The sequence below is a fragment of the Actinoplanes sp. NPDC049802 genome (assembly GCF_040656595.1).
Lineage (GTDB): Bacteria > Actinomycetota > Actinomycetes > Mycobacteriales > Micromonosporaceae > Actinoplanes.
In genome coordinates this window covers 46,262-67,337 of record NZ_JBFAMR010000015.1, presented here as the reverse complement: position 1 = coordinate 67,337, position 21,076 = coordinate 46,262, and the positions used below count along the sequence as shown (strand labels likewise).

Annotated in this window: 15 protein-coding genes; 1 reads left to right on the top strand and 14 read right to left on the bottom strand. The window is 71.9% G+C overall.

The genetic code is table 11. The annotated features are described in order from the left end of the window. Positions 1 to 85 precede the first annotated feature (85 nt). The 13 genes from mltG (AB0I88_RS13540) to AB0I88_RS13480 form a co-directional block, all read right to left on the bottom strand. The gene (gene mltG / locus AB0I88_RS13540) at positions 86 to 1,267 is read right to left on the bottom strand and encodes an endolytic transglycosylase MltG (protein ID WP_361022514.1); all 1,182 of its coding nucleotides are present in this window, start codon (positions 1,265 to 1,267) and stop codon (positions 86 to 88) included. Positions 1,268 to 1,449: 182 nt separating this feature from the next. Beyond that, on the bottom strand, positions 1,450 to 2,622 hold the full coding sequence (mltG, locus tag AB0I88_RS13535) for an endolytic transglycosylase MltG (RefSeq protein WP_361022511.1): 1,173 nt from the start codon (positions 2,620 to 2,622) through the stop codon (positions 1,450 to 1,452). A 12-nt stretch (positions 2,623 to 2,634) separates the two neighbouring features. Then, positions 2,635 to 3,096, bottom strand: a complete 462-nt coding sequence (gene ruvX / locus AB0I88_RS13530; RefSeq protein WP_361022508.1) for a Holliday junction resolvase RuvX — start codon at positions 3,094 to 3,096, stop codon at positions 2,635 to 2,637. 276 nt (positions 3,097 to 3,372) lie between these two features. Next, positions 3,373 to 6,054 (bottom strand): alanine--tRNA ligase, encoded by a 2,682-nt coding sequence (gene alaS / locus AB0I88_RS13525; protein WP_361022505.1) that lies wholly within the window; start codon positions 6,052 to 6,054, stop codon positions 3,373 to 3,375. Next, entirely contained in the window at positions 6,051 to 6,344 is a 294-nt protein-coding gene (locus tag AB0I88_RS13520) for a hypothetical protein (RefSeq protein WP_361022502.1), read from the bottom strand. Before AB0I88_RS13520 ends, alaS begins: the two co-directional genes overlap by 4 nt. A gap of 25 nt (positions 6,345 to 6,369) precedes the next feature. Then, on the bottom strand, positions 6,370 to 6,819 hold the full coding sequence (locus tag AB0I88_RS13515) for a DUF948 domain-containing protein (protein WP_361022499.1): 450 nt from the start codon (positions 6,817 to 6,819) through the stop codon (positions 6,370 to 6,372). 79 nt (positions 6,820 to 6,898) lie between these two features. After that, positions 6,899 to 7,834, bottom strand: coding sequence for a hypothetical protein (locus AB0I88_RS13510; protein ID WP_361022497.1), 936 nt, complete (start codon positions 7,832 to 7,834; stop codon positions 6,899 to 6,901). 3,542 nt (positions 7,835 to 11,376) lie between these two features. Further along, positions 11,377 to 13,023 carry a replication-associated recombination protein A gene (locus AB0I88_RS13505; protein WP_361022494.1) on the bottom strand — a complete coding sequence of 549 codons (1,647 nt, stop codon included), beginning with the start codon at positions 13,021 to 13,023 and terminating at the stop codon, positions 11,377 to 11,379. A gap of 180 nt (positions 13,024 to 13,203) precedes the next feature. Further along, the gene (locus tag AB0I88_RS13500) at positions 13,204 to 13,428 is read right to left on the bottom strand and encodes a hypothetical protein (RefSeq protein ID WP_361022491.1); all 225 of its coding nucleotides are present in this window, start codon (positions 13,426 to 13,428) and stop codon (positions 13,204 to 13,206) included. A gap of 67 nt (positions 13,429 to 13,495) precedes the next feature. Next, positions 13,496 to 13,984, bottom strand: coding sequence for a GyrI-like domain-containing protein (locus AB0I88_RS13495; RefSeq protein WP_361022488.1), 489 nt, complete (start codon positions 13,982 to 13,984; stop codon positions 13,496 to 13,498). A gap of 61 nt (positions 13,985 to 14,045) precedes the next feature. Beyond that, on the bottom strand, positions 14,046 to 15,848 hold the full coding sequence (gene aspS, locus AB0I88_RS13490; RefSeq protein WP_361022485.1) for an aspartate--tRNA ligase: 1,803 nt from the start codon (positions 15,846 to 15,848) through the stop codon (positions 14,046 to 14,048). A 79-nt stretch (positions 15,849 to 15,927) separates the two neighbouring features. Next, positions 15,928 to 16,674: a hypothetical protein gene (locus AB0I88_RS13485; protein WP_361022482.1), complete on the bottom strand. Its 747-nt coding sequence runs from the start codon at positions 16,672 to 16,674 to the stop codon at positions 15,928 to 15,930. A 601-nt stretch (positions 16,675 to 17,275) separates the two neighbouring features. After that, positions 17,276 to 18,466, bottom strand: a complete 1,191-nt coding sequence (locus AB0I88_RS13480) for an alanine racemase (protein ID WP_361022479.1) — start codon at positions 18,464 to 18,466, stop codon at positions 17,276 to 17,278. Between the two features lie 140 nt (positions 18,467 to 18,606). On the opposite strand from AB0I88_RS13480, the gene AB0I88_RS13475 reads away from it, so the two are divergent. Next, positions 18,607 to 19,419 (top strand): aminoglycoside phosphotransferase family protein, encoded by an 813-nt coding sequence (locus tag AB0I88_RS13475; RefSeq protein WP_361022476.1) that lies wholly within the window; start codon positions 18,607 to 18,609, stop codon positions 19,417 to 19,419. 11 nt (positions 19,420 to 19,430) lie between these two features. Here the strand turns inward: AB0I88_RS13475 and AB0I88_RS13470 are convergent, their stop codons facing one another. Continuing rightward, positions 19,431 to 21,059, bottom strand: coding sequence for a beta-N-acetylhexosaminidase (locus AB0I88_RS13470; RefSeq protein WP_361022473.1), 1,629 nt, complete (start codon positions 21,057 to 21,059; stop codon positions 19,431 to 19,433). Positions 21,060 to 21,076 lie beyond the last annotated feature (17 nt).

Here is a 21,076-nt window from a genome sequence, read left to right as displayed (position 1 = left end):
GTGTCCGCGGTACCCGTCGGAGCGCGGGATCCGGGCAGGCCGGAGCACCGGTACGGCAGACGCGCGGAGGACACCCGAGGGATCCTCAGCAGTCGGGCAGCTTGATCCCGTTGTCGCAGGCCTTCCTCTTGTTCTTCTCGTGCTCCGGGTCGGTGGCGGCGAACGCCGAGTGCCCGGCCTTGTCGATCGCCACGAAGAACAGCCAGGGCGCCACCGGTGGCTTGAGCGCCCCGTTCAGGGCGGCCTTGCCGGGACTGTTGATCGGCCCGATCGGCAGGCCCACCACGGTCTCCGAGTTGTACGGGTTCTTCGGGTCGTTCATCTCGGCCTCGGTGAGCTGTCCCGAGTGCTTCGCCTTCTTGCCGTTCAGTTCGAGCCAGTAGTTGGTGGTGACGTCGAACTGCAACGGCATCTTCTTCTTGTACGCCCGGTTGTAGGCGACCCGGGCCACCTTGGCCAGGTCGTCGGCGTTACCCGCCTCGGCCTGCGCCAGCGACGCCACGATGAGAGCCTCGTACGGCGAGACGGCCAGGTTCTTCTGCACCCCGTCGGCGAACCCGATCTCGCCGGTGACGGTGAGGAAACGCTCGACCATCGTCTTGAGGATCTGCGGGGCGGTGGCCTTCGGGTCGAACTCGTAGGTGTCCGGGAAGAGGAACCCCTCGGCCGTCTTGGACACCGGCTTGCCGTCGGTCCGTTTGAACCACCAGTCCGGCACGCCGAGCGCCTCCGGATTCTTCGCCGCCTCCGCGAAGTCCTTGGCCGGGATGCCGGTGCCCTTGGCGAGCAGCTCATACGTCTGTTTGGCGGTCTTGCCCTCGGGGATGGTGACGCCCTTGCTGAGCCGGGTGTTCGGGTCGAGCAGCTGGGTCACCGCCTGAGCGGCGGACATCTGCTTGCGCAGCACATACGTCCCGGCCTGGATGTTCTCGCTGCGGGGCTCGGCGTCGGCGGCGTCCAGGAACGCCTTGGTGCTCTTCACCACATCGGCTTTGACGAGGAGGTTGCCGATCTCGGTGAGCGACGAGTTCTTGAGGATCGTGACCTCGACCGGGTCGCTGCCCGCGCCGTCGTAGTCCGCGGCCACGAAGAACCCGGCGACCTTGGTGTAGCCGAGGTAGACGCCACCACCCAGCACGGAGAAGAGCAGAAGGGTGAGGACCAGGGCGACCGCGGAGCGGCCACGGCCCTTGCGGGCCCGGTGACCACGCCGGGAACCGCCGCCTTCGGCATCCTCTTCGAACGCCACATCCAATTCGTCGATCATGTCGTCTGCCTCCGCTGCCCGTCCGGCCGGCTCCGCGAGCACTTGGCGCACCATACCCACATCAATGGTCCGCCGCCCACCCCGGCCACTGTCCGTCGACCAGGCGGTGACACGGCGTCCTACCTAACGCGCGTGGCCGGGAGGAGAAACTCCACCCGGCCACGCGACGAGCCCTCGGGAGGTCACCCGCAGATCGGAATACCGTTCTTACAGGCGATCTTCTTGTTCCTCTCGTGATCGTCGTTGGTCACGCCGTAGGCCGTCGTGCCTTTGTCGTCGATCGTCACGAAGAAGAAGTAATTGCTCTTCGGCGGGTTCATGGCGCCCTTGAGCGCCACCTCGCCCGGGTTGCTGATCGGGCCGATCGCCATGCCCTTGACGTTGTACCGGTACGGGTTGTCCGGGTTGTGCATCTCGTCGAGGCGCAGCTGGTCGGAGGACTTCGCGCCCTTGCCGGTCAGCCGCAGCCAGTAGTTGACGGTGCTGTCCAGCTGCAGGCAGCTGCACGGGAAGTCGCCGGTGTAGGCGCGGTTGTAGAGCACCCGGGCCACCGGTCCCATGTCCTCGTCGAGAAGCGCCTCCACCTGGGCGATCGAGGCGGCGACGAGAGCCTCGTACGGTGAGATGTTGAGCTTGCTCTGCACCGTCTCGGCGAACTTCAGCTTGGTCATCTCGGTGTTGAAGTTCTTGATGATCAGCTTGAGGATGTCGGTCGCGGTGGCCTTCTCCGGCAGCTCGTAGGTCGCCGGGTACAGGAAGCCCTCGATGTTCTTCTTGTCGACCTTCTTGCCGTCGGTGCGCTTGAACCACAGCGCCGGCACGCCCAGGGCCTGCGGGTTCTCGGCCGCCTTGTCGAACTCGGCGACCGGGATGCCGGTCTCCTTGGAGAGCGCCTCGAAGACCTGCATGTGGGTCCAGCCCTCCGGGATGGTGAACCCGTCCACGGCCAGATTCTTCCGGTCCAGGAGCATCAGCACCGCGTCGCTGGCCTTCATTTGCTTGCGAAGCTTGTACGATCCTACCTGTATGCCGGTACTGTCGGGATTGTCCTTGGCGGCTGCGACGAAAGCCTTCGCGCTTTTGACGACGCCTGCCTTGAACAGGGTCTCGCCGATGTCGGAGGCGAATTCGCCCTTCTTGACCTCGACGATCACCTCACCGGTGCCGGGGCCGTCGTAGTCGGCCGCGGTGAAGAAGCCGGACACCCTGTCGTAGCCATACCAGGCTCCGCCACCCAGCACGCCGAACAGCAGCAGGACCAGCACGAACGTGACGACCGAGCGGCCACCCTTCTCCTTCTTGCGATGTCTCCACCGCCCGGGATCCGGGTTGTCCTCGTATCTGAGTTCTTCCATCTCGCCGATCAATTAAGTCTGCCTCCGCTGCGCGTTGAGCCAGCTCTGCAGGATCTCCACGGCGGCCGCCTGATCCACGACCGCACGCTGGCGTTTGCCCTTGACACCCCGCTCGGAGAGCCGGCGGCTGGCGACGACCGTGGACATGCGCTCGTCGGTCAGCACGACCGGAACCGGCGCCAGCACCGTGCCGAGCCGCTCCGCATACGCCCGGACGTGGCCGGCCGCCACACCCTCGCGCCCGTTGAGCGCCACCGGAAGCCCGACGACGACCTCGATCGCCTCGAACTCGGCGGTCAGCCGCGCCAGCTCCGTCATGTCCATCGGCGTGCCGTCGTCACCGGTCTCCCGGTCCCGCGGCACGGTCACCACCGGGCTCGCCAGGATTCCGTCGGGGTCGCACCTGGCCACCCCGACACGCACCTGGCCCACGTCCACACCCAGGCGGACGCCCCGAGCGAAGCGCTGAGTCACGCTCCCACCCTGCACAACAACAACACGCGTCTCCTGTCCCCGATCAAGATCCGATGCGAAGAGTAGCGGCCCGGGCTTTCGCTCGCTTCGATGCCACTGATCCGATCGCGCCCCGAAGCTTAGCCGCACCGCTGGCCGATCTGCCGCCGCCCTTTGCAAGGCCTAAAGGCCCGGTAAGAAACGGAGCACCCAACATCAGGAGACGATTACCCAGCGCAACCGCCACCAATCGAAAACGCCCCGGACATCCGTCCGGGGCGTCCTCACGAACCGCTGTCAGGCCTTGTCGGCGACCGCCCGCTCGATCGCGGCGAGCAGGCGCGGGGCCTCCTCCGCCGGCACGCCGCCGCCCTGCGCCAGATCGGCGTTGCCGCCACCCCGGCCGGACAGCGCCGCCTTCACCAGATCCTGCGCCGACAGGCCACGGCTCTTCGCCGCGCCGTTGATCGCCACGATCAGGGACGCCTTGCCGTTCGCCCGCGCGGTCACCGCGACCACCGCCGGACGCGCCGCATCGATCCTGCCGCGGATCTCCTGCGCCAGCGTGCGCACGTCGTTGCCGGCCGCGCCCTCCGGCGCCTCGGTGCCGACGTAGGCCACCCCGCGCACGTCCCCGGCCTGCGCGGCGAGCGCCGCCGCCCCGCCCAGAACCATCTGCGCCCGCAGCTTCTCCAGCTCCTTCTCCGCGTCGCGCAGCGCCGTCACGGTCTGCTCGACCCGGTCGGCGACCTGCTCACCGGGAACCCGGAACAGATCGGCCAGGCGAGACACCAGCAGATGCTCCTTGGCCAGGAAGCTGAACGCGTCCAGACCCACCAGGGCCTCCACACGCCGCACCCCGGAGCCGATCGACGACTCGTTCAGGATCTTCACCAGGCCGAGCTGGCCGGAACGGGCGACGTGCGTGCCACCGCACAGCTCACGGGCGTAGTCACCGACCTCGACGACCCGGACCTCGTCGCCGTACTTCTCGCCGAACAGTGCCATCGCACCCAGCCGGCGCGCCTCCTCCTGCGAGGTGACGAACGCGTTGACCTCCAGGTCACGCAGCAGCACCTCGTTGATCTGCTGCTCGACGTCGAACAGCACCGACGGGTTGACCGCACCCGGCGTGTGGAAGTCGAACCGCAGCCGGCCCGGCGCGTTCAGCGAACCCGCCTGCGTCGCCGACTCGCCCAGGAAGTTGCGCATCGTCTGGTGCACCAGGTGCGTCGCCGTGTGCGACCGGGAGATCGCCTTGCGGCGGGTCACGTCGATCTCGGCGAGCGCCGTCTCACCGGCGCGCACCTCACCCCGGACCACCCGCGCCTTGTGCACGATCAGGCCCGGCATCGGCTGCTGCACGTCGACGATCTCCAGCCGGCCGCCGCCGACGTTGATCACACCGGTGTCCGCCTGCTGGCCGCCGCCCTCCGCGTAGAACGGGGTAGTGTCCAGCACCAGCTCGACGAAGTCACCCTCACCGGCCACCTCGAGCCGGCCCTTCTCGCCGATCAGCGCCCGCACCCGCGACTCGCGGGAGATCTCCTGGTAGCCGGTGAACTCGACCGGGCCGCCCGCGTCCAGAGCCGACCGGTACGACGACAGGTCCGCGTGGCCGGTCTTGCGCGCCGCCGCGTCCGCCTTCGCCCGGGCCCGCTGGTCCGCCATCAGCCGGCGGAAACCCTCCTGATCCACCTGGAGGCCCTGCTCCTGGGCGATCTCCAGGGTCAGGTCGATCGGGAAGCCGTACGTGTCGTGCAGCTGGAACGCCTTGCCACCGTCGAGCTTGGCCCTGCCCTGCGTCTTGGCGTCGGTGATCGCGAGGTCCAGGATCGTGGTGCCGGACTTCAGCGTGGAGAGGAACTGGTCCTCCTCCGCGTACGCGTACGTCGAGATCCGCTCGAAGTCGGTCGCCAGCTCCGGGTACGACGGGGACATGCAGTCCCGCGCGATCGGCAGCAGGATCGGCAGCGCCCGCTCCTGCCAGCCGAGCAGGCGGATCGACCGGATCGCCCGGCGCATGATCCGGCGCAGCACGTAGCCGCGGCCCTCGTTCGTCGGCGTGACGCCGTCACCGATCAGCATCAGGGCGGTCCGCACGTGGTCCGCGATCACCCGCAGGCGCACGTCGTCCGGGTGACTCTCGGACGCCGCGTGACCGGAACGCTTGCCGTACTCCCTGCCGGTCATCTCCGCGGCCTTCGCCAGGATCGGCCGGACCTCGTCGATCTCGTACAGGTTGTCGACGCCCTGCAGGATCGACGCGATGCGCTCCAGGCCCATGCCGGTGTCGATGTTCTGCTTCGGCAGGTCACCGACGATCGTGAAGTCCTCCTTCGACTTCACGTCGGTGATCTCGTGCTGCATGAAGACCAGGTTCCAGAACTCCAGGTACCGGTCCTCGTCGACCTCCGGGCCGCCCTCGGAGCCGTACGCCGGACCACGGTCGTAATACAGCTCAGAACACGGGCCCGCCGGGCCGGGGATGCCCATCGACCAGAAGTTGTCCTTCTTGCCGCGGCGCACGATCCGCTCCGCCGGCAGACCGGTCTGCTTCCAGATCTCGATGGCCTCGTCGTCGTCCAGGTAGACGGTCGCCCAGATCTTCTCCGGGTCCAGACCGAAACCACCCTGCTCGACCGGCTTCGTGGACAGCTCCCACGCCAGCGGGATGGCGCCCGCCTTGAAGTAGTCGCCGAACGAGAAGTTGCCGTTCATCTGGAAGAACGTGCCGTGCCGGCTGGTCTTGCCGACCTCGTCGATGTCCGGCGTCCGGATGCACTTCTGCACGGACGCGGCACGCTGGTACGGCGGGGTCCGCTGCCCCAGGAAGAACGGGACGAACTGCACCATGCCGGCGTTGATGAACAGCAGGTTCGGGTCGTCGATAGCCGGCAGCGGGGCACTCGGGACCACCGTGTGCCCGTTCGCCTCGAAATGCGCCAGAAAGCGCCGCTTGACTTCCGCCGTTCTCATCGACTTCCCTCTTCCTGCGAGCCGGGCCACGCGTCGTCACGCAGCTCGGCGAACTTGTCCTCGTACAGCTCCCCCGCGGCGAACGCCTCGTGGATCTGGTTCTCCCGCTCGGCCATCCCCTCGCGGACGTCATCCACGAAGCTACGCAGCGACTCGACGAGGCCGCCAGCGGATTCCGACAACGACGTCGCGATCCCCGTCGGGGTGAATTCGTTGGCCTTCTGGTTCAGCTTGCGGACGACGAGGGCGCCGACGGCCAAGCCGACGCCGAGCCACAGCAGGCGCTTCATGACGGCAATACCTCTCGATCGAAGGTCAGCGGGCGGCCTTGCGGCGCTGCTTCACGGCGGCGCGAACCTCGCGCTCGTCCTCGGCATGCCGGCGGGCGGCCGTCGCCTTGCGCAGGCCGTACCCGAAAGAGGCGACCTTGACCAGCGGGTTGGCCGCGGCGGCCGACACCACGGTGACCAGGTTCGCGACATTGGCCGTGATGTTCTGGGCGTGCTCGGTCATCGTGTCGACCTTCGCGAGCTGCACGTTGACGCCGTCCAAAGAGACCTGAACCTGACCCAGCGCGGTGTTCACGTTCTCGACCGTGACATTCACATTGCTGAGCAGCGGACCGGTCCGGTCGACCAGGTCGTTGATCGCGTTCGTGGTGGCGTCCACCGTGCGGCCCAGCTTGAGGATCGGCACGGCGAGCACCAGCACGAGCATGAGGAAGGCGCCCGCCGCGATCAGGCCTGCGATTTCTCCGGCATCCATCTGGCGCGTCTCCTATTCGGGTGGTCACGGATTCGGCGGGACAACTAGCAGACCCTACCGTCCGTGACCACCGCCCGCGTCACGACGCCTTGGGTGTCGGCGATAAGAGCGGATCGTCCGTGGACAGCACCGGGTCCGGCGTCACCCCGAGAAGCCCCGGCGCGGTGTCCTTCTCCCCGCGCTTGTCCTCGATCCTGTTCCACACCTTGATCCGGACCGTCGAACCCTGGCACGCCGCCGGATCCGGCAGCACCACCTCGGCGCCGGCCGTCGGATTCTGCTCCGCCGCCAGCTGATCCACCGCACAGCCCGGCAAACCCACCTGCAGGTCCAAAGTGAGCTCGTCCCGGCTCCAGCAGCTGTAGGTGCCCTCCTCCGGCGCGACCGGCGTCTCCGGGCAGCCCTCCACCTTCCGCGGCTGCCAGCCCGCCTCGGCCAGCGCCCGCGTGTAGACCGCCGTCGTCTCCTTGAACGGCCGGTCCGATTCCACCTTCCGCTCCCGGAACGAACACTCCATGATGCACAGGGTGCTGCCGGTCTCCTGGTTCTCCTCGTCCTTCTCGGCCCAGGCCGGGACCTCCAGCGCCGCCAGCGACGCCAGCACCGGGTCGCTGACCGACGCCCGCAGACCCACCGCCACCGGCAACACCAGCAGCACCAGCGCCGCGAGCGAGAACAGGGTGACCAGCCGCAGCCTCCGCTGCGTCCGCAGTTTGTGGCGCAGCTCGGCGAGGCCCCCCTCGACCGTTTCATCAATCCGGGGTACGCCGTCCGCGTCCCCCTCCCCGAAACGTCCGTCCGCCGCCCCACCCGGGGCCTGCGACACCGGGCCGGTGTGGCTCACCGGGCGCACGGCGGCGGCCCTGACCGCGCTCGGGCCGTCGTCCGGCCCCGGCTGGCCGTCGTCACCGCGGCCGGGGACCGAAGCCCCGCCGACAGCGGCCCTGCCGGGAGACGCGGCGCCACCTCTGGGCGGACCGTCCAGCGCGCGCGCCGGGCCGTCCACGCTCGCCATCGCCCGCGACGACGCGCCGGGAACAGCGGCACCACCCCGGGGCGGGCCATCCAGCCCACGCCCCGGACCGTCCATGCCCGGAACAGCGGCACCACCACGCGCCGGGCCGTCCACACCAGGACGGACCGGGCCGTCCACGCCGGAAACAGCGGCGCCGCGTGCCGGACCGTCCGTGCCCGGGGCGGCGGCTCCGCCCATCGCCCGCGACGGGCCGCCGGGAACTGCCGCACCGCCCCGCGCCCGCGAGTCCTGACCGGGCACCGACGCGCCACCCGACACCCGTGGGGGAGGACCGTCCGGACCGTCCGGGCCTTGCACACCACGTCCCGGGCCGCCTTCGCCGCCCCGGCCGGGCAGGACTGAAGGGCCACCTCCCGGACCACGGCCACGACGGTCAGCCGGACCACCACCGGGCCCGGCCGGGCCACGTCCCGGCAGGCCGGGCGTGCCTCCGCCGGGACCGGGCATCCCGTCGCCCGGACCGCCCTCGGGCCCGGGCACACCCGGAACTCGCGCGCCGCCGTCCTGGCCGGGACGGCCGTGGACCGGCGTGGCAGCGCCCATGGCCGCCGAGGGGCCGCCATCCGGCCCGGCCGGGCCACGTGCGGTCCCGCGACCGGGTACCGCGGCGCCACCGCGTGCCGGAGCCTGACCCGGCACCTGGGCGCCACCACGCGCCGGGCCGGTCGAACCGGCGGGACCGGGAGCACCACCGGGCATACCGGCCGGACCCGGACCGGACATACCGGCCGGGTCGAGACCGGGAATACCGCCCGGGCCGACGGGCAGGGCGCCCTGGTCGGCTACGCCGCCCGGCATCCGAGCGCGCCCGGCCATGTCCCCCGAATTGGGTCCACCGCTGTGCTTGCCACCGGCACCGGCAACCCCACCCGGACCCGCCGGACCGGGGCCGGGCATGCCGCCCGGACCGGGAACGGCGCCCATCGCCGAGGCGGGGCCGCCGCCGGAGACCGGTTTCGCGCGGCCTGGCGCGCCCTGAGCCCGGCCACCGCCGGAAACCGGTGCGGCCCTGCCGGGCACGGCGGCCCGGGCGGCGCCCGGGCCGTCCGGACGGACAACGCTGTGCCGGCCGGAGTGCTCCTCCTCCGGAGCGAGCGGCGCGGTGCCGGGCACGTCGGCGCGTGCCGCGCGACGGCCGGGGCCGGCCTGTTCGGGGACGGCTGCGCCGCCGGTGACACCCTGATCGTCGCCGGGCTGAGCCGGCGCTCCGGGGCCACGCTGACCGCGGGCGGGACGCTGGATCACACCGGAGGTGCTGTCCGCCATCGCGCCGGCCCGGCCCGGGACAGCGGGAGTGCGGGCGCCTTGACGTCCGGGAACGACCGGGGGCACCACGGCGGCGCCCCGTACCGGACGGCCGTCGCCCGGGCCGATACGGCGCGGGCCGGGCACGTCGGGTGTGCCGGTGAAACCGCCTACCTCCGGCTCGTCCGGATCGGCGGAACGGCGCGCGGTGCGACGGCGGCGCGGCTCGTTCCCGGGACGGCCGCCGGTGGCGTCCCGGCCGTCGCTGCCGGGCCTGGCCTCGGGGCCGTCCTCACCCGCGCCGGGTACACCGGGGCGTCTGACGAAACCGACCGTTCCGGTGTCGTTACCGGCATCGGGTGATCCGTCGGCACGGACCAGCGAGTGCGAACCGGTGCCGAACCCGGGCTCCGAAGCGCCGTGCCGGCTGGGCCGGTCGCCGCCGGCCGGAGCGGCATGCCCGGGCCGGTGCCGCGGGTCGCCCTCGGGCGCCTCGCTCGCGCGGCCACCGCCACCGTGCCGGCCGGTCGGCTCCTCGGCCGCGCCGGCCTCCCCGGCCCGCGACCGGCGGCCTCGTCCTCGGGCCGGCCGCTCGTCCGGACCGCCCGGAGCCCCGTAGGCGCCCGGCGCGGACCGTCCGGCGCCCTGCTCATACCCCTGAGGAATGGCCCCGGACCGAAGGGAGGGATCCTGATCATGAACGTTGGGAATGGCCCCGGACCGCTGCGCGGGGTCCTGGTCGTAGCCGTTCCGAATCGCCCCCGACCGATGCACGGCGCCCGGCCCGCCGGGCGCCGGTCGCACGCCACCCGGGATCGGACCGGAATCATGCACCGGGTCATAGCCGCCCTGGGCCGGGCCGGGCCGCCGGCCGCCCGGGATCGGGCCCGAGTCGTGCACACCGTCGAATCCGCCGGGAATCGGACCGGAACGATGGGCGGCGCCGCCCGGAACGGCTCCCGCGTCAGGCACGCCCGGAAGCGGACCGGAACGATGCGCGGCGTCGTGAGCGCCGGGCTGGTGGGCGGGGTCGAACCCGCCGGGGGCCTGGCCGGGCGGGACCGGGTCCGGGGAACGGAAGCGGTCACGAGCCGGCGCGGCCGGTGACATGGGGCGGACGCCCGGAGCCGCGGAGCGTGCTCCCGGGGAGACCGGGCGCACGCCGGGCGCAGCCGGCGGGGCACCCGGAACACCGGGCGCGTTGCCGGTGAGCGGGACGGACGCCGGCCCGGCGAACATCTGACCGGGCGGGTCGACGTCCATCTGGCGACGGGCGTGACCGGGCTCGGGGGCGGCCGTCGCACGGCCACCCTGCGGCGGTCCACCCCGGCGGGCACCCGGCGGCATCTGCCCCGGCGCCACTCCGGGCGGGCCGGCCGGAACACCGGGCGGCATCTGACCGGGAGCGCCAGGAGCGCCAGGCCCGGTGACGGGCGGCATCTGACCAGGCTGACGCCGCCCGCCGGCGGCGCCACCCGGCGGCAGTTGGCCGGGCGGGACCGGCCCAGCGGGCATCTGCCCGGGCGGCATCGCACCCGGCGCCATCTGACCGGGCGCCATCTGACCCGGCGGCATCGCACCCGGCGGGACCTGACCAGGCGGTATCGCACCCGGCGGCATCTGAGCAGGCGAACCAGCACCAGGAACCGGACGAGCGGCAGGCGGCACTGCCCCAGCAGGAGGAAGGGCACCGGACGGAACCTGACCGGGCGGAACAGCGGCACCACGAGGACCACCCTGCGAGGGTGGCATCACCCCGGCAGGCGGACGGGCCCCAGGGGGAACAGCAGCGCCACGAGCACCACCCTGGACGGGCGGCACCACCCCGGCAGGCGGACGAGCACCCGGCGGAACGGCAGCGCCACGAGCACCACCCTGCGAGGGCGGCACCGGACTCGACGGCCCGGGAGGTTGCCCCGGTCCTACCGGCCCGGATCGTTGACCGGACGGCGCGACCGGCCCCTCCGGCGCGGAGAAGTCCTCGCCGGGCCCGCCGGGAAACGCGAAGTCGTCATCGGCAGCGTCGTCGGGCCCGGGCGCCACCCGCCCGGACTTGCTGGTACGCCCTTCGCCCGGGAGAGTGCCGGGCCCGATGGCGTTGCGCTCCTCCTTGGCGGAACGCAGATCGTCGAGCCAGCCGGTCTCCTCGCGCGGGACCTCCTGGGGATCGGCGGGCTGCTCGGCACGGCCACCCCGCCCGAAGCGCCGGCGGTTCTTGCCGCCCTGCTCCCCGCGCGGCCCCGCGTCGTCGTCGGGCCGATCGGCTCCCCGCCCTGTCACCGCGTTTCCTCTCCGGCACTGTCGCCGCTGTCGTCGTCACTCCCGGCCTCGACCGGGTCTGCCCCGGTCTCGACGGGGCCTCCGCCATCATCCGCGGCCGGGGTCGTCCCCTCCGCACCGGTCTCAGCCGGCTCCGAGTCCGCCGACGACTGTGACTCATCCGCGGCCCGAGCACCACCCGCCGCGCGGTCCGGGGTGCCGACCGAAGCGGTGACGCCCCTGGTCACCGGTGTGGTGGCGGATTCGTCACCATCATTACGCGGCGCCGGTCCGCGACCGCGGACGATGCGGCGGAGGCGGGGCACCCGTTCGGCGACCAGCCGTTCGGCGCCGTGGTCGGTGGGCCGGTAGTAGTCGACGCCGGCCAGATCGTCGGGAGCATACTGCTGGCGGACCACGCCGCGTGGATCGTCGTGCGGGTAGCGGTAGCCGCGGCCGTGCCCCAGCCCTCGCGAACCCGGGTAGTGGGCGTCGCGCAGATGCGGTGGGACCGGACCGCCGCGCCCGGCCCGAACGTCCGCCATCGCCTCGCCGAGGGCGGTGGTGACGCTGTTCGATTTCGGGGCGGTGGCCAGGTGCACCACGGCCTGAGCGAGGTTGAGACCCGCCTCCGGCAGACCCACGTTCTGTACGGCCTGAGCCGCCGCCGACGCCACCAGCAGCGCCTGCGGGTCGGCCATGCCGACGTCCTCGCTGGCGAAGACGACGATCCGCCGGGCGATGAACCGTGGGTCCTCGCCGGCGACCAGCATCCGGGCCAGATAGTGCAGAGCCGCGTCCGGATCACTGCCCCGCATGCTCTTGATGAAGGCGCTGATCACGTCGTAGTGGGCGTCGCCGTCCCGGTCGTAACGGACCGCGGCGACGTCGACCGCCTTCTCCGCGGTGGCGAGGTCGATCTCCTTGACGTCCTGCGCCAGGGCGCTTCCGGCGGCCGCCTCCAGCGCCGTGAGGGCTTTGCGGACGTCGCCGCTCGCCAGCCGTACCAAATGATCTTCTGCCTCGGTGGAAAGGGTGACGGCGCCGCCCAGACCGCGCTCGTCGGTGGTGGCGCGCCGGATGAGGTGGCGCACGTCGTCCTCGTCGAGTGCCTGGAGGGTGAGCAGGACGCACCGGGAGAGCAGGGGCGAGATGACCGAGAAGTACGGATTCTCGGTGGTCGCGGCCAGGAGGGTGACCGTGCGGTCCTCGACGGCGGCGAGCAGCGAATCCTGCTGGGTCTTGCTGAAGCGGTGCACCTCGTCGATGAACAGGACGGTCGGCGGGCCGCCGTAGCGGCGCTCGCGGCGGGCCGTGTCGATCACCGCGCGCACGTCCTTGACGCCGGCGGTCAGTGCCGACATGGCGACGAACTTACGGTCCGTCGCGTTGGCCACCAGGTGCGCGATCGTGGTCTTGCCGGTGCCGGGCGGGCCCCAGAGGATCACCGACATGGGGCTGGCGCCGGTCACCAGCTGGCGCAGCGGGGCGCCGGGAGCGAGCAGGTGTTTCTGCCCGACCAGCTCGTCGAGGGAGGCCGGGCGCATCCGCACGGGCAGCGGCGCGTCACCGGTCGGCGGGCCGAATCCGGCGGGGCCGGCAGCGGCCGGACCAGCGGTCGGCGCACCCGGTGAGGCGAGGGAGAAGAGCCCGTCCGTTTCCATCACAAACGACAGTACCGGCCTCGACGGCCCGATCCGCAATGCGGACCGCCGCCTGTGGATAACGCTCCCGAGCAGCCACGACAGCCTCACAGAGCGTGTCCGCCGGACACGACTCCGGCCCGCCTCGGGGGGCAGGGCGGGCCGGAGAGGCCGGAGGGCGGCGGCCGATCGCCGCCGGGCTCAGCCGCGGCCGGGACGACGGCCGTAGAAGCGACGGCCCGAGCCCGTCCCGGTGCCACCGGCGCGCGGGCCGCTGCCGATGCCGGCCAGGTACAGCGAGACGAGCAGCAGGCCGAGCGAGGCCATGGTCGGGAAGTTGAACAGGTCGGGAGCGCCGAAGTTGGTGTCGAGCAGGTCGGCGAGAAGGTAGATGCCGAAGATGACGGCGCCTGCGATGGCGAGCATTTGGATCCTCCGGGGGGTGTCAGAGAGCCTGTGACCCGCTGTTACCCGAATGGGAGGGTTCCCGAAACTAATCGGCGAGCTTGAAAAGAAGCGCCGTCTCCCACTTGTGCATGTCGGGCTGGACATGAGGGTCCGTCAACAGCACCTCGAGACGGGCAGCCCACACCTCGCCGGTCGGGGTCGGTGTCATGTCCCACCTCAGGCCCTGTGCCTGCGCCCAGTCGAGCAGCCGGGCGGTGACACCCATCAACTCGTCGGGGTGCCCCACGTGGGTGACCGTCGCGTAGCGCCCGGCCGGCAGCGTGTCGAAGAACTCCGGCCCCTCGACCTCGACCGGGCCGGTGACCGGGATGCCGGCCTCGATCACCATCTCGGCGGCCATGTCGATGACCCGGTAGCGGAAGAAGGGTGGGCCGGCGATCGGCACACCGCGCCGGGCCAGGCCGGCGAACATCCCGGGGAGATGGTCGGCCACGCGGGCGAACTCGGTCATCGTGATCGATTCGCGCCGGGCGACATAGGGCTGAGCGTTGCGGGAGACGATCGTCGGGTCCACACCGACAGTCAAACAGGGCCGGCCGCGGGGTGCATCCCCCACGGCCGGCCCTGTGGACAACTCAGTTGGAGTGCAGGACCGGCGCCGCCTGACCGTCGGTGCCCGGCGTGCCGGCGGTGGCCTTCGGCTTGGCGTCGATGCCGGCCTCCAGACGCTGCTGGGCCGTGATCGGCGTGGGCGCGGTGGTCAGCGGGTCGAAGCCGCCACGGGTCTTCGGGAACGCGATGACCTCACGGATCGAGTCGTTGCCGCTGAGCAGCATGCAGGCCCGGTCCCAGCCGAGCGCGATGCCGGCGTGCGGCGGCGGACCGTACTTGAACGCCTCCAGCAGGAAGCCGAACTTGTCCGCGGCCTCCTCCGGCGTGATGCCCAGCAGGTCGAAGACCCGGCTCTGCACGTCGGCGCGGTGGATACGGACCGAGCCGCCACCGATCTCGTTGCCGTTGACGACGATGTCGTACGCGTACGCCAGCGCCTTGTCCGGAGCGGTCTCGAAGTTGTCGATCCACTCGTCGTTCGGCGACGTGAACGGGTGGTGGACGGCGGTCCAGCCGCCCTCGTCCGTCTTCTCGAACATCGGCGCGTCGACCACCCAGCAGAACGCCCACGCCGACTCGTCGATCAGGTTCGCCCGTTTGGCGATCTCGATCCGGGCCGCGCCGAGCAGTTCCTGGGCCTCCCGCCGTTCGGTGGCGGCGGCGAAGAAGACCGCGTCGCCCGGCTTCGCGCCGACCTGATCGGCCAGGCCCGCCAGGTGCTCGGGCGACAGGTTCTTGGCGACCGGGCCCTTCGGCTCGCCGGTCTCGGCATCCAGCACCACGTAGGCCAGGCCGCGGGCGCCGCGCGCCTTCGCCCAGTCCTGCCAGCCGTCCAGCTCCTTGCGCGTCTGCGAGGCGCCGCCCGGCATGACGACCGCGCCGACGTAGCCACCGGCGTCGATCGCGCCCGCGAACACCCGGAACGCGGTGCCGCGCAGGTAGTCGGTGAGCTCGGTCAGCTCCACCCCGTACCGAAGATCGGGTTTGTCGGAACCATAGCGGTTCATGGCGTCGGTCCAGGTGATCCGCGGGATCGGCAGCGGCACCTGGTAGCCGGCGAGCTCGCCCCACAGGCGGGAGACGATCTCCTCGCCGAGCTCGATGATGTCCTCCTGCGTGACGAACGACATCTCGATGTCGAGCTGGGTGAACTCCGGCTGCCGGTCGGCGCGGAAGTCCTCGTCGCGGTAGCAGCGGGCGATCTGGTAGTACCGCTCCATGCCGGCGACCATCAGCAGCTGCTTGAACAGCTGCGGGGACTGCGGGAGCGCGTACCACGTACCGGGTTGGAGGCGGACCGGGACCAGGAAGTCGCGGGCGCCCTCCGGCGTCGAACGCGTCAGCGTCGGCGTCTCGATCTCGTTGAAGTCGCGGGCGTGCAGCACCTCGCGGGCGATCTGGTTGGCGCGGCTGCGCAGGCGCAGCGCCTTCGCCGGGCCGGAGCGGCGCAGGTCCAGGTAGCGGTACTTGAGGCGGAGGTCGTCGGAGGCGGTGATCGTGTCGTCGACCGGCAGCGGCAGCGGGGCCGCCTCGGAGAGCACGACCAGCTCGGCGGCGACCACCTCGATCTCGCCGGTGGCCAGGTCCGGGTTCTCGTTGCCGGCCGGGCGGGCGTTGACCTCGCCGACGACCTTCACGCAGAACTCGTTGCGCAGCGCGTGCGCGTCCTCCTCGCGGAAGACCACCTGCACCACGCCGGAGGCGTCCCGGAGGTCGACGAAGATGACACCGCCGTGGTCACGCCGGCGGGCGACCCACCCGGCGAGCGTCACCGTCGTGCCGGCGTCGCTCGCGCGCAGAGTGCCGGCGTCATGGGTACGGATCACGGAAAGGTCTCCTAACAGAGTTCGCGGGGCGCACCCGACATTCTGTCAGGAGCGCCCCGCGCCGCGTGCCACGGGCCGGTCACCGCCCTTTCGGCACCTGCCACGATGTGGCGCGCAGGCCGGCGGTGCCGGAGCCGCCGACGTCGATGATCTCCACGAGCACCAGCTCGGCGGGCGTCGCCGCGGTCAGCACACACAGCGCGGTCCCCTTCGTGACCTCCACCCGCAGGCCCTGCCCGAGCGGGCTGGTCCGGATCGCCCGGTCGCATCCCTCGGCGTCGGTGTCCGCGCTGGCGTGACGGCTCCCCCCGGCGGCGCCCGCGCCCAGGCTCAGCTGCGGCGGCTGGGTGCCACAACGGCTCTCGTACCGCAGATCGGCCAGGTTCTCCGCCGCGTCGGCGCGAGGTTCGTCGAGATCCAGGTGAAGGACGGCGGCGCAGGCCAACTGGATCCGCAACGGCTCCTTCGCATAGGAGACCCGATATTCATCGGGCCGCGCGGGGCTCGGGCCGGGCGCGACGGCGGCCTTTTGAGTGGTACGCCACGCGAGCAGCAACGCCACCCCCGACCCGGCCAGGGCGAGCAGACTCAGGAGTACGGCCAGAGCGACGGTTGCCCGCCGTGGCGCCTTGCGGATCCTCTTCCCCGGTTCGCCGCGATCGGTGGTGTTCTCGGTCGCCGGCCCGCCCTGTCCGGCCTCGTCGGGGCTGGGCCTGCCCCGCGGCGTGGCGTCGGCGCGTTCGGGATGGTCCGGGGGTGCGGTGACCGGCTCGGCGGGCTCGGGTGGCCGGACCGCTCCGAGCGGTTCGGTGGGTCCGTCCGCCAAGCCCGGATCCGGTGCCGGCGGCTGCCAGGCGGTCGGCTGGTGCTGATGGCGCTGGGCCGCCGCGTTCGCCGGGTGTGGGTGCGACGGCCCGGTCCCGGGGTGCCCCGGAACACCGCCGGTGTGCGGCACGGGTGCGGCGTGCCCGGTCCCGCCGCCGTGCTGCCGCGGGATTCTCGCCTGGCCCGTTCCGGCGCCGTACTGGGTACCCCCGGTGCCGGCGGGATTGGACGCGCCCCCGGTGTAGATGGTCGGGGCGGCCGGATGGGCCGCCTGCGGATGGGCTGGGCCGGCGGCATAGGTGTGGCCGGAGTGAACGGCGCCGGAACGCGCCGCACTCGGATAGGTCGTTCCGGTGGCGGGTGACGGGGCGGCCCTGGGATGGCCCCCGGGCCCGGTCTCGGATCCGGAATCCGCGGTGTCCGGGCGTGGTGGTTGGTGAGCGGGGTCGCCGGCGGCTGCACGGAAAACGGGCATATATGACTCCGGCCAACGCAAATGGATAAAGTGGCCTATCAGCCTCAACCACCATAAACACCGTCGATCTGCACGGCCATCCCCCGGGGAGGCGACTGGATCCTCTTTACCGCCCCTCCGGCCACCCTCAGAAGTAGGTGTGCAGCACGTCCACGACCCGCCGCTCCTCGTCGACCACGGGAATGTCCCGCCACTTGTCGAAGGCGGTACAAGGGTGTGAGATCCCGAATCGGACGAGATCGCCCGGGATGAGAACGACGCCGTCGACCTGGAGATAGGTGTGGTGGTCGTTCAGTTTCGTCACCCGCAGGCCGCTCGCCGGCTCGACCGTCCCGTCCGGCCGGCGGATCTCCAGCGGGACCGGCAGCCCTTCGTCGAACGGGGCGTCGCGCTTGCCCATGCCGGCGAGCGCGAGACCCGGCTCGGGCGCCGAGAGCACCTGCGCCCAGATCTCCAGTGCCGCGGCGAGCGGGCCCTCGCCGGGCACCCGGACGAACGGTGTCCGCTCGCGGTAGAAGCCGTCGTCGTGGGTGACCGAGGCGCCACTGCGCAGTACGAGACGGGCCGCCACATCGAGGCCGGAGAGCTTCTCGGCGACGCGGTCGAACCAGGCGCTGCCGCCGGCCGAGACGATCGGCCGGCCCGGAAGCAGCCCGGCCTCGCTGAGCCGGCGCACGCCCGTGACGAACCGGTCGAGGAAGGCGTCCACACTCTCCTGGTCGGGTAGTTGCCCCTCGTAACCGGTGACTCCGGCGAGTTGCAGGCCGGGCGCGGCGGCCACGGCCCGCGCCACCGACTCCAGCTCGTCGAGGGTCCGCGCTCCGGTCCGCCCGCCGACATGCCCCCACTCGACGAGAATCCGCAGTGGGCCGCCGGTCGCGGCCGCGGCCCGCACACCGGCGAGGGAGTCGACCTGGAAGTAGACCTCCCAGCCGGCCGCGCTCTCCGCGGCGAGCCAGCGCAGCGCCGTCGGGTCGAGGATCTCGTTGGCGATCAGCACCCGCTCCACCCCGAGGCGCCGCATGACCAGCGCCTGGTTGGGGGTTGCCACGGTCATCCCCCACGCTCCGGCCCGCAGCTGGGCGTCGAGCAGCCCCGGCGCCATCGTGGTCTTGGCGTGCGGGGCGAAATCCAGCCCGTGCCGGCGACAGTACGCGGCCATCGTGGCGATGTTCGCCTGCACCGCGTCACGCCTCACCACGAGCAGTGGCCAGGTGAATCCGCCGTCGAAGATGCCGGGCCGGTCCGCCGCCAACCGGGCTGGGTCCAGCGTCTCGTCGGGGGACCAGAAACCCTTGCTCCGCCAGTCGATCGTCAACTCGGCTCCCTTCGGCTGCCAGACTGCACCTCATGTGGGACATCCCGCTTCCCGAGGTTTTCGTCCGCAATGTCATTGAATGCTGGGCGGAACCCGGCCGACAGTGGCTCACCCGCCTCCCGGAGCTCGCGGATCAGGTCATGCGCGACTGGGACCTGCGGCCGGACGGCACGCTTCCGTTGAGCATGAACTGGGTGATCCGGGTCCGCCGTGCGGACGGCACGGGCGCGGTCCTCAAGATGGGTGTCCCGGAGAGTGACCACCTGGGCGACGAGGTCGCGGCCCTGGAGTGTTTCGCCGGCCACGGGGCGATCGCCGTGCTGGCCCACGACGAGGCACGCGGCGCCCTCCTGCTGGAGGAGGCGCGGCCCGGCACTCCGGCGAGAGCGCTCGTGCCGGCACGGGACGAGGTGGCGACCGCCGCCCTGATCGGGGTGATCAAGCGGTTGCACCGCCCGGCCCCGCCGACGGTGCCGCTGCCCGAACTCGCCGACCGCCGTGCCTCCTTCGACGGGTATCTGCGCCGCTTCCCCGGCGACGATCCGCTGCCCCGGCACCTCGTGGAACGGGCCGGAAGCCTCCTCACCGAACTCTGCGCCAGTGCCACCGAGCGGGTGGTGCTGCACGGCGACCTGCACCACGACAACGTGCTGGCCGCGGAGCGGGAGCCCTGGCTGGCGATCGACCCGCACGGGGTGGTCGGCGATCCCGGTTACGAGATCGGCGCCATGCTCTACAACCCCGATCCGCTCGATCCGGACGACACCGTCCTCGATCTGGTGCCAGCCCGGCTCGAACAACTCGCCGACGGGCTCGGCATGCCGCCGGAGCGGGTGGTCGCCTGGGGTTTCGTGCAGGCGGTGCTCTCCGAGGTGTGGACCTTCGAAGGCGACGGGGTCATGACGGGAAGGCCGCTGCGGTTGGCTCAGCGACTGTTGCCGATGCTGCCCTGAGACCGGCGCCGTCATGTCGCAGCTCCTCGCAGGCCGGCAGTCATCTCGTGCAGCTCGGCGAGGCGGTCGGCCAGCTCACGTGGGTTGCCGGGGGCGTCGGGCCGGGCGTCCCAGGGGCGGGGGCCGGTGAGCGGCCGGTAGCCGACGCCGAGCGCGTCGAGGCGGGCCAGGTGGGCCGGCAACCGCCCGGAGAATCCGGCGAAGTCACGCCCGGGTGGCCCCCAGACCGTCTCGGCGAACGCGCAGAGCCGGGGAAAGGCCTGATAGTCGACTCGGCGGGCGGACTCCAGATGCTCGGTCCAGAGATTGGCCTGCCCGCCGAGCACCAGGGCCGCCTCGGCCGGGACGAGCCCGTCCGGGATCGGGTCGAAGGCGTGGACGTCGGCGAGGGTCAGCCGGGTGCCGACCGGTGTCGGCTCGCCCGGATCGTCGGACTGCCGGTAGTCGAGATAGACCGCGACGTCGGGGCAGGCCACCACCTGGTGACCGGCGCGAACCGCGTGGGTGGTCGGCTCCCGGCCGCGCCAGGCGGCGATGACCGCCCCGGGCGGCGCTCCACCGGCCAGGATCTCGTCCCACCCGAACAACCGGCGGCCCCGGGCGGCGAGATGCTCGGCCAGGCGGGCGGTGAACCAGGGCTGGAGCTCGTGCGGGCCGGCCAGGCCCTCGGCCCGGATCCGCTCCCGGGCGGAGGCGCTGTCGCGCCACTCCGTGGTCGGGCACTCGTCGCCACCGATGCCGATCAGTTCGCCGGGAAAGATGTCGCAGACGTGGTCGAGCACGGTCCGGCAGAAGTCGAGTGCCTCGGGACCGACGCTCAGGACATGCTCGGAGATGCCCCAGGCGCTGCGCACCGGCCCCTCGAAACCGTTGCCGAGCGCCGGGTAGGCCGCGATGGCGGCCTGCATGTGGCCCGGCATGTCGACCTCGGGGACGACGGTGACGTGGCGAGCGGTGGCATATGCCACGATCTCCCGGAGGTCGCCGGTGGTGTAGAAGCCGCCGTGCGGTCGCCCGTCATAGCGCTCGTGGCCGCGGGATCCGAGCATGCTGGTGGACCGCCAGGCGCCGACCTCGGTGAGCCGGGGCAGGCCGGGCACCTCGATCCGCCACCCCTGGTCGTCGGTGAGGTGCAGGTGGAGCACGTTGAGTTTGTGAAACGCGGCCAGGTCGACGAAGCGCAGCACGTCGGAGACCGGCATGAAGTGGCGGGCCACGTCGAGCAGCACGCCGCGCCAGGCGAAACGGGGCTCGTCGGTGATCCGCTGGGCCGGGATCTCCCAGGGCCCGGCCGAGATCCTCGCGCGCCGCAGCGCCGCCGGCGGCAGGAGCTGGCGAAGCGTCTGCGCCCCGTAGAAGACGCCCGCCGCCGAGCCGCCGGTGACGTCCACTCCGGCCGGGGTCACATCGAGCAGGTAGCCCTCGGAGGAGAGCCCCGGATCGATCCGCAACCGGATGCCGCCGTCTCCGGGCGGCAGGTGGCACCCGGTGGCGGGAGCGAGCACCGACCGCAACCAGCCGGCGACGGCCTCGGTGCCGGAACCGGCCGTGAGGCTGGTGGCGGGCTCCAGCCGGAAGGCTCCGGCCGAGCCCGTGACCGCCCGGGGGAGCGGGATCAGGCTCGTGAATAGCTCGCTCACGAAACCTCCTTGACCGC